Here is an 8,659-nt window from a genome sequence, read left to right on the forward strand (position 1 = left end):
ACACTCCTGCCCTACACGACGGTCTACAGAGAATGCCGCCCGGCGTGACTTTCAGAAAACTACCGCCCACTTTCAATGTGATTTCTGCTGCCGCTTCCAGCACCACTTTGCCGCCGCTTTTCAGGTGAATCTCCTGTCCGCTGTCAATCACGGTGGCATCCCCGGTCTGGGTATGCTGGCTACCGGCAATCCGGTGCGATACATCGCCTTCGGTGGTGATTTTGCGTGAACCGGCGACCTGATGATGGTCATCGGCACGGATATCGTGGTAACGGTTGTTATCAATACGTTGTTTCTGGTCATGTTTGATATGCCAGCGCACATCATTTTCAATCTGGGCGGTCAAATCTTTCTGGCCGTGGAAATAGATTTCTTCACTGCCTTTGGCATCTTCAAAACGCAGTTCGTTAAAGCCTTTGCCTTTATGGGTTTTGGTTTTAAACGTGGTGCGGGTCTTTTCTGCCGGTAAATCCAGTGGCGGGCGGTTCAGGCCGTTGTAGACACAACCGGTGACAATCGGTCGGTCGATATCGCCGTTGAGGTAAGAGATAATCACTTCCTGCCCGATACGCGGTATCGCCATAAAACCAAAACCGTTACCGTTCCAGCCCTGAGCAACCCGTACCCAGCACGAAGCGCCATCATCCGGCGGGTCATCGCGGTTCCAGTGGAAATGCACTTTAATCGCCCCGTCTTTATTGACGAAGATTTCTTCGCCCTCCGGCCCGACCACGATGGCGGTTTCATCCCCATCGGCTAACGGTTTGTAGTGGAACGGCGGGCGGTAGTCGGCAAGGCCATCGATAAAACGGAAATGGTTGGAAAGTGTGGTGCCGTCACCGTTGTTATCGCCCAGTGCCTGCGGGCAGCGCCCGTGGTGGCTGATACTGACCACCTGCCAGCGAACATTCAGAGGCTTATGGGAGTGATTTTTTATCTCGAAGATTTTACCCGGCATCAGTTTGATACAGTTACTGTGGCCACTGCCGGTTTGCTTCTGGTTATCCAGCGCTTCCTGTCGGTATTTTAAAAACGGTTTGGCGGCCGCATCTTTCTGGAACCGCCCGTAACTCTCAAACACGGTGTAAGGGGTCTGGCTGCCGAAATCGCGGAAACCTTCACTGCTGTGCATATGGGAGAGGTGATAGCGCGGTTTTTCCGGGTTGAAATCTTTATGCAGGCTGCGCTGTGGACTCATCCCGACGCCCAGTTGCACCTGATAGATAGTGTCTGTTCCGTGGGCGGTTTCCGGCTGGGGCTGGTATTGCAGCGGCAAGCCCGCGGTCATGCCCAGATGTCTGTCACTGAAAAACAGCGTTTCATCCTCAAACCAGAAACTGAATCCCTCTTCCGCCGCTAACCGGCTGAAAAAATCATAATCGGATTCGCGCTTCTGGGTCACATATTCCCGGTCCTGATGGGTGTCGTAGAGTTTTGAATCGGCTTTTACCCGGTGTTTTTTCAGCAGGCTGTTTAAGATGGCGGGGACATTTTGCCGATGATAAATCCGGCTGTCCTGATTGAGCATCAACCGCCAGCAGGCAGGGCGGACGGTGACGGTATAGCGCGTCTTGTTACCATCGGTGCCCACCCAATTAGCGTGAGAGACAATCCCGGTGATTTTGCGCTGCACCGTTTCACCATAAAAAACCTGCAACACCGCTTCCTGCATCAGCAACGCGGTTAAATCTATTTCTGCCTGCGGCCTGAACGGGTTTGCGTTACCGGCCCTGACCAGCGTCAGGTTGAGGGTAAACAGTTCCGATAATCCCTCTTGCAAAGAAAAATCGCCGACCGCAAAGGTGTCTTCCGGCACACCCGCGATACGGCAGGTAAAACGTAATCCACTTTTCATTTTTATTCCTTCTCGTTTAGGCACGTTCTTGCAGGTACAGCAATTCCTTGTTGTTTTTCATTGAATTTAACTTATGTTTTATCAATCAGGCTTCGGTATTAGGCTGAATCTCAGCGAGATAAACTGCGCAGTTGAACAGCAAAGCACATTTATTCTACACATTAATCAATCAAATTAATTAACGAATTAAATCCAATTTTGGGCGGGTTTTGGCAGAATATAGGGGGATTATCAGAATATGCACGGTCATTCAGGCAAAAATCAGGCTGACAGGAATCGTTAATGGTTTGGCTCTCTCCTGCCTGACCGTTAATGTCTTTTTCTACAAAAATGATCCCTCGCCTGTCAGGATCGCCTTCGGGTGGCGAACGAAAACGCCCGTAGCCTGAAAGCATAGGTATCCGCTAATTTGAAAAGGTATGCGTTTGGACATGTGGTGAGATTGGCATAGGCTATAGTTCTCCCGGCCTGCGTGGGGGATTACGGCCCGTGAAGTTAGTTGTAGCACTGCGGATCTCTTGTCCAAAAATATCAACCCGTGCCTGGAATGGTGGGAATGGCAAGGTGATATCATGTTTGCGGAATTCCTGCAAAATATGTTGATGCACTTCATGACGGGCAGGCATACGATGCCCCATCTCTGCGGCATAGGCACGTAGTTCATAAATCTGAATGCCTTGTTGCAAATCCACTAAATACACTTCCGGCATCGGGTTATCGAGAATAAAGGGCGAACTTTTGGCGGCAGATATTAATATGTCGGTGGCGTTTGCGGAGTCAACATCAGCCGGCACAGGGATTGTCAGGACGATACGCGTGATTGTGTCAGACAGTGACCAGTTGATGAATTGCTCTGTAATAAAGGCCTTGTTGGGAACAATAATCTCTTTTTTGTCCCAGTCAGACAGCGTTGTTGCCCGCGTATTGATCTTCGTGATACTGCCTGTCAGACCACGGATAGTCACGGTATCACCAATGCGGATCGGTTTTTCAAATAAGATGATCAGGCCAGAAATAATATTGGTGAAAATTTCCTGTAAGCCAAAACCCAGCCCAACCCCCATTGCAGCAATCAGCCATTGTATTTTTGACCATTCAATACCCACCAGTGAAAAACCCACCAGGCCACCAATGAGGGTAATGCTATATTTGGTCAGTGTCGTAATGGCATAACCGGTTCCCGGTGTCAGAACTAAATGCTGTAACAGGGCGAGTTCCAGCAGGGCTGGTAAGTTACGGACGAGCTGCGTAGTAATGACAATAACTAAGATTGCAATTAATACGGAACCCAGGGTAATTGGCTGAACGCTATCAACACCGTTGATGGTTGTACTCACGTCCCAAAGCCGGATATTTTCAAGAAAAGAGAACGCTGAATGTAACTCAGACCACAATAGGATAAGTGAAACCAGTGCTATCATTGTCAGGATTGAACGTACTAATCCTAACGATTGGGCACTGATGGCATCCAAATCGATGACGGGTTCTTCAACTTCGATTGCTCCTTCTACACTGCTATTAATATTGCCAGCATCTTCCTCACTTTTGGCTCGCTGGGCCAATATCTCCGCACGACGTTGTTTTGCCCGCTCAAAAGCTATCTTACGGCGCTGGATCAGCATCCATCGACGTACAATGTGGTAAACGACCAGCAGGAAAAACCAGATAGCAACAGAGGTTTCCAGACGACCTAATAGCGCTTGTGAGGTTTGCAGATAACCCAGGATTGAAGCGAGTGCCGCTAAGATTGGGGCCGAGAGGAGTATCCACCATAGAACAGAGCTGACAATATTCTCGCCTGAACCATGTTTGTCCATATAGAGTGGAATACCCGCGCGTTTTAAGCTGCTGGTTACCAGACTCAGCGAGATACAGAGCATGATGAAACAGAGCCTGCCGAGGGTTGCGATAAAATCCTGGTCTTTGTAATGATTAAAAGTGATCAATGCCATCATCAGGGGCACGATCAGGAAAATGGAAAGACGGTAGAAACGCATCGCTCGCTTGATACGTTCTTCCGGCCAGCGAAAGTGGGCGATAAATAAGCCATTGGGATGGGCAAAGGCCGCACTGAGCATAAAGACCCACAGAACGGGAGTGGTTTCACGTACACCGTTACCTATTGCGGTAGCCATCGGATACTGCCATGCGTTTTGCAATCCATAACCAATGGCTGACCAAAGCATTGGTAACGGTAATGCCGCAACAACAGACCAAAAAACGGTGCGCATAGTCAAAGAGAAATGATCTTGTGTCACTTTACCGATGCGGTTGCTCGAACGCTCAAGAAAAGCATGATACTGGCGGTGTGAGCTAACACTAAAAATGACCAGTAATAAAGTCCCCAGCAAATAGAGCAGAGTATCTTGTTTAGTCAACATGCTGTGGATAGCGGCACCCAACTGAGAGAACGTATCCAGAGATAACAGAAGCGTCAGATTCTGCACCACCTGCAATGGATAATTGAGCGATATAGGATTGACATCCGCTACCCAGAACAAATAGCGGTGGGTAGCATCCTGAACTTCTTTCAGGGCATCATTTAATTTGTTGGTGATGACCTTGAATTGAGTCTGTTCCAGTATCTCATTGTCATATCCTGATAGCAGGGAATTTAATAGCTCTTTCTTGGTGCGGATAAGTGATTCGTAGACCTTCTTTTGCTCTGGCATCAGAGTGTGATATGAGGGCAATGTTTGCTCAGGAGGCCGTTGCAGGTTTTCCAGCATTTCCTCATATTTCAGTCTTTCGACCCGTAATTCGACAATATCCCTGTCAATTTGCTGGGATTTTGACATATCGGGAATATGGGTGACTCTCGCCCTCAAGGTTTCGCCAAGCGCAGTGGAATCGTTTAGCCATTGTGCTTGTTCACGGATAGTATTGAGTGTTTGGAGAACAAAAAGAATTTCGCTATTGGCCTTGCGCTGTTTTGAGCCAATGGCTTCCATTCTCAGGGCCTGTTGATTGAGCATTTGCGATAATTGGCGGTTTTGCTGGAGTTCATCCTGCAAAAACGTTGGCAATTTTTCTCCACTCTGCTCCGCCAGCATTTCTGTATACTCCAGTGCAGATTCCGTTTTCTGCTGGCGTTGGGTATTTAACAGGCTGCGTAATTGTTGGAGTTTAAGATCCAGTCGTTGATAGCGTTTTTTGTATAATTCTGCGCGTATGCGTGCAATCTCCTGACGATTATTGACAGAAAGTTGAGCTATCTCCAGTTCATCAGCCATAGCCCTACGCGCATTGACTTCTGCTTGCGCCAACGCTAATTGCGCTTTGGCCAGTGGCGTGGAAGGTGAATCCAGAGACTGGAACCGGGAAGTTGCCTCAGCCAGCAAACGCTTTGCCTCAGCCTGTTGTTGAGGCAATTGACTCATGGAATCACTGATTTCTCGGAGTTTATCCTGTTCGCGCTGTAATTGGTGTCCTTGTTCCTGTAATTCATTATTGGTCTGGATAATTTGCTGTTCTAAATTGCTGATAGGTTGATTGGCCGGAATGGAAGTAGTAGCAGCATTGTTTTCAGCAAGGATTTTTTGGCGCAGATCTTTGATGATTTTAGGAAATTCATCAATTGCCTGTCGGTACTTCTGAGTACGCTCATTGGCGGATTTTGTATCATTAACCCAATTTATTGCCCCTTGAAGTGCATGTGCGATTTCAGAATCTTGTGAGCGTTTACTGCCTCCAACCTGCTTCAGCTCTTGTTTTAGTTGGGTTTCATCCAACGGGGACACAGAAGCAAAAGCCTGGCTCGCAATTAAGAGGCTGAGAAGTAGACTGATAATCAGGCGCACAATAAGGGGCTCCTTGGTTATAAATTAGTTGATGATATCTTTAATTCATTGATTCATCGTTATTTACTGTGGGTTCTTCTGATGTGGCAGTCTGCGCCATCATGTCTCCCATACGGGTTTGTGAACCACTGTATAAGTGGTTGGCAAAATTAATCTGATTAGCAGCAAACAGATTGATCACGGTTGAACCCAGCTTGAAGCGTCCCATTTCCTCGCCTTTTTTGAGGGAGATGACGCCTTCTTGGCCTTCTGTAGGGTAGGTCCAACGCTTGATGATGCCTTCACGCGGAGGTGTGACACAGCCACTCCAGACAGTTTCAATACTGCCAACAATGGTCGCACCAACCAGAATTTGCACCATGGGACCAAACGCGGTCTCAAATAAACAGATGACGCGTTCATTACGTGCAAATAAGTTTGGCACATTGGCTGCCGTCAAGGGATTGACTGAGAACAGATCACCAGGGACATAGATCATCTCCTTGAGCACGCCATCACATGGCATGTGAACACGGTGATAATCCCTTGGTGATAAGTAAGTCGTGATAAATTGACCATGACGGAACTGTTCAGCCAGTTGATACTGCCCTGCCAGCAATGCTTCTATCGTGTAATAGTGGCCTTTAGCCTGAATAATCTGATCTTCGCGGATCGCCCCAAGCTGGCTTATGGTGCCGTCTGCTGGCAGAGCCAATTGGTGGATTTCATTGGCGATAGGGCGAATGCCTTCCTTAAGAGGGCGGACAAAAAATTCATTAAATGTTGAATAAGCCGTGAATGAAGGATTTTTTGCCTCATTCATATCCACTTTATAGGCCTTAGCGAAAGCCTTGATTGCAAGCTGCGTCAGCCAGCCCGCTTTTTTATTGGCAAACCAACCTGCCAGATTTGTAATGCATTGTTTTGGCAGTAAATATTGTAGACTGATTTTAAAATTATCCAGCACGTCAACCTCTTGGATCTCTTCTTGGCAAATTGGACAAAAGTCGGCTATTGTACCCGCCATTATTTTTAATGTCAGGGTATCGTTAATTATTGCCTTATTTGTGAGCGCTTGTGAAATTTCGGCGTGGTTTAACCTGTACCATGCTTTCCAGAATCCGGTGGTAATTTTCGAAGCGTTCCTGAGCAATGGTGCCTTGTTCCAATGCTTCTCTTAGGGCACATCCCGGATCGTCCAGATGTTTGCAATCACGGAACTTACACCCCCCCAGATATTCGCGGAATTCGACAAAACCTTGTGTAACCTGTTCTGGCGTTAGGTGCCACAGGCCAAACTCACGGACACCTGGAGAGTCGATCACATCTCCCCCCAGTGGGAAATGGTAAAGACGTGCGGTGGTCGTGGTATGCTGCCCGAGACCTGAGTTATCTGAGACATTATTGACCAGAATATCTTCTTTCATGTCGGGCAACAGGGTATTGAGTAAGCTGGATTTCCCGACGCCAGATTGGCCTGCAAAGATACTGATTTTGTTAGTCAGCATCGTGGTGAGTTCAGGGATACCCTCGCCGGTATAGCGGGAAACTTCCAGTACGCGATAACCGATATGGCGATAGATATTCATGACATCGTTAACCCACTCACGGCTCTCGGCATCCAACAGATCGATTTTATTGAGTACGAGCAGAGGCTCGATATTGAGTGTTTCACAGGCGACTAAATAGCGATCGATAATATTCAGTGAGAGTTCAGGCAAGATAGCGGAAACTATCACGATTTGGTTGATATTTGATGCAATGGGTTTGATGCCATCATAGTAGTCAGGACGAGTAAGAACGGAAGTACGTTCATGGACCGCTTCTACAATACCATTCACTTTGACATCAGACTGGAGTTGCAGCGTGGGGCGCCATACAACGCGATCACCCGTGACCAATGAGTGTATTGTTCTACGGATATTGCAACGCTGTATAGACGAATCTGCTGCTTCAATATCGGCATGTTGCCCGAATCGGCTGATCACCAGCCCTTCTTGTGGCTCACCAAACTGGCTGTCATCCATTTCTGACTTTTGAGCATCGGCCTTATTCAGCTTGCGCTGATGATTGGCTTGCACACGGCGTTGTTGCCCTTTGGAGAGTTTACTTTTAGCCACCGAACCTCACTTATTTTTTGTTTATATTTCATCTATCTTGCTGATCATCGCTGTGAGTGATCAAAACCGTTATGATACCTCACAGATACAGACTACCTCTTTTGAAGGAAACTAGGATATATCATGTCAAAAAGTGAGAACAATCTTATCTGGATAGATTTAGAGATGACGGGGTTAGATCCCGATCGCGATCGCATAATTGAAATGGCAACTATTGTCACCGATTCGGAATTGAATATCCTTGCAGAAGGGCCTGTGATTGCGGTTCATCAGCCGGATGCGCAATTGGCATTGATGGACGAATGGAATGTACGGACGCATACTGCGAGTGGATTGGTAGAACGTGTAAAGCAGAGCCAGTTTGATGATGTGCAAGCTGAAAAAGCAACTATTGCCTTTCTGGAACAATGGGTGCCGGCAGGAAAATCACCCATTTGCGGCAATAGCGTGGGGCAGGATCGTCGTTTCCTGTTTCGTTATATGCCAGAGTTGGAAAAGTATTTTCACTACCGTTATTTGGATGTCAGTACGCTTAAGGAATTGGCCCGTCGTTGGAAGCCTGAGATGTTGTCAGGGGTCAGTAAGAAAAATACCCATCAGGCCTTGGATGATATTCGGGAATCCATTGCTGAATTGGTGTATTACCGTGAGCACTTTATCCAAAAATAAAATGTGATCTAAAAATAAAGAACGGTATTTGATATAAGATTTGTATGTAAATTAATCTCTGTATTGATGGTTAAGCGGATTGTTTGCTGGTTTAATCATCAATCGGAGGGAAAATACAATTTTTTGTGTTGTGGGACTTGCCAGCGGCATAATTTTTCGTATAATGCGCTCCCCGTACCGATGAAAAATTTCAACTGTACGACATGCCAGAATATATGCGGGAATAGCTCAGTTGG

Annotated in this window: 6 protein-coding genes; 1 reads left to right on the forward strand and 5 read right to left on the reverse strand. The window is 47.1% G+C overall.

Annotated features, from left to right (window positions below; translation table 11 throughout):
- The 5 genes from tssI to rsgA form a co-directional block, all read right to left on the reverse strand.
- The coding region (tssI, locus tag ABLA76_RS10090; protein ID WP_348987824.1) for a type VI secretion system tip protein TssI/VgrG at nucleotides 1-1,855 on the reverse strand (1,855 nt) is incomplete at its 3' end.
- Between the two features lie 161 nt (nucleotides 1,856-2,016).
- Nucleotides 2,017-2,250 carry a hypothetical protein gene (locus ABLA76_RS10095; RefSeq protein ID WP_348987825.1) on the reverse strand — a complete coding sequence of 78 codons (234 nt, stop codon included), beginning with the start codon at nucleotides 2,248-2,250 and terminating at the stop codon, nucleotides 2,017-2,019.
- 57 nt (nucleotides 2,251-2,307) lie between these two features.
- On the reverse strand, nucleotides 2,308-5,655 hold the full coding sequence (mscM, locus tag ABLA76_RS10100; protein ID WP_348987826.1) for a miniconductance mechanosensitive channel MscM: 3,348 nt from the start codon (nucleotides 5,653-5,655) through the stop codon (nucleotides 2,308-2,310).
- Between the two features lie 40 nt (nucleotides 5,656-5,695).
- Complete coding sequence (asd, locus tag ABLA76_RS10105; RefSeq protein ID WP_348987827.1) at nucleotides 5,696-6,601, reverse strand: archaetidylserine decarboxylase; 906 nt, start codon at nucleotides 6,599-6,601, stop codon at nucleotides 5,696-5,698.
- A 94-nt stretch (nucleotides 6,602-6,695) separates the two neighbouring features.
- The gene (gene rsgA, locus ABLA76_RS10110; protein WP_348987828.1) at nucleotides 6,696-7,754 is read right to left on the reverse strand and encodes a small ribosomal subunit biogenesis GTPase RsgA; all 1,059 of its coding nucleotides are present in this window, start codon (nucleotides 7,752-7,754) and stop codon (nucleotides 6,696-6,698) included.
- Between the two features lie 123 nt (nucleotides 7,755-7,877).
- On the opposite strand from rsgA, the gene orn reads away from it, so the two are divergent.
- Nucleotides 7,878-8,423 (forward strand): oligoribonuclease, encoded by a 546-nt coding sequence (orn, locus tag ABLA76_RS10115; RefSeq protein ID WP_348987829.1) that lies wholly within the window; start codon nucleotides 7,878-7,880, stop codon nucleotides 8,421-8,423.
- Nucleotides 8,424-8,659 lie beyond the last annotated feature (236 nt).

It is taken from the genome of Xenorhabdus sp. SGI240, assembly GCF_040081915.1.
Taxonomy (GTDB): Bacteria; Pseudomonadota; Gammaproteobacteria; order Enterobacterales; family Enterobacteriaceae; genus Xenorhabdus; species Xenorhabdus bakwenae.

What these genes read in the sequence shown, in the direction of transcription:
- ABLA76_RS10095 (WP_348987825.1), bottom strand. Translation starts at nt 2,250, where the DNA reads ATGCTTTCAGGCTACGGGCGTTTTCGTTCGCCACCCGAAGGCGATCCT.
- orn (WP_348987829.1), top strand. Translation starts at nt 7,878, where the DNA reads ATGTCAAAAAGTGAGAACAATCTTATCTGGATAGATTTAGAGATGACG.